Source organism: Priestia sp. P5_B4, assembly GCF_056400385.1.
In genome coordinates this window covers 1-753 of the sequence record NZ_JBFULJ010001319.1, presented here as the reverse complement: position 1 = coordinate 753, position 753 = coordinate 1, and the positions used below count along the sequence as shown (strand labels likewise).

Annotated in this window: 1 protein-coding gene; it reads right to left on the bottom strand. The window is 36.1% G+C overall.

Annotated elements, in window-relative coordinates; all coding sequences use genetic code 11:
* Positions 1-753, bottom strand: a 753-nt coding sequence (locus AC1DRF_RS30725) for a glycoside hydrolase family 32 protein (RefSeq protein ID WP_477742663.1), incomplete at both ends; no start/stop codon positions are given.

The window sequence follows — 753 nt, the reverse complement described above, 5'->3', positions numbered from 1 at the left end:
AAGTTTGTTCCCCATCATTAATAAATACTTCAACCGATGATTCATCCACAAAACCATGAATTTTGATTTTTTTGCGATTCTTTGGATAATCAGTTTCATGACGTGAACCAAATGCAAATGGTTTTCCATTTCGATCGATCAATTCTTTCAACCCAGCATTTGTTCGATCAATAAAAACCTTGTGGTTTCTCACATCAAGCCCTATATCTGTGTGTTCTTTTCCTGAATCCCCTTGTCGCACACGAATTCCTAACTCACGTATTTCCTTCCATGTCATTTCTGCTTCAAATTCAAATGTACTTCCTTTAAAATTAGTAATTTTTTTATTTCCTTCGAACGTAAAAGGTTTAAATTTTGTAGTGGTTGCTCTTAATTGTTTTAATTCATCCACTGGTTCTTGTACTAATTTAATTTCACCATTTTCCATTGTCCTTAATTTCAATTCACGAGGGATAGACATATTACCCATCCACGGAGAAGTTGGTGATTGGTATGGATAACGCCAATTAGACATCCAGCCAATCCAAATACGTCTTCCATCTTTTTCGGGAATATCAGAGAATGTCTGCCCTGCGTAGAAATCCTGTCCTACATCTGTTGTCAGAACTGTCTCTGGCCCATTGTCATTTTTGAATTCTTTTCCATCAAATTCGCCAATAAAATATTGAGCAGTTGATCCATTTGTTTCATCATTATCGCCAACACTCACATGAAGAACCCATTTTTTCTTTCCACTATCATCAACAGGTAGCT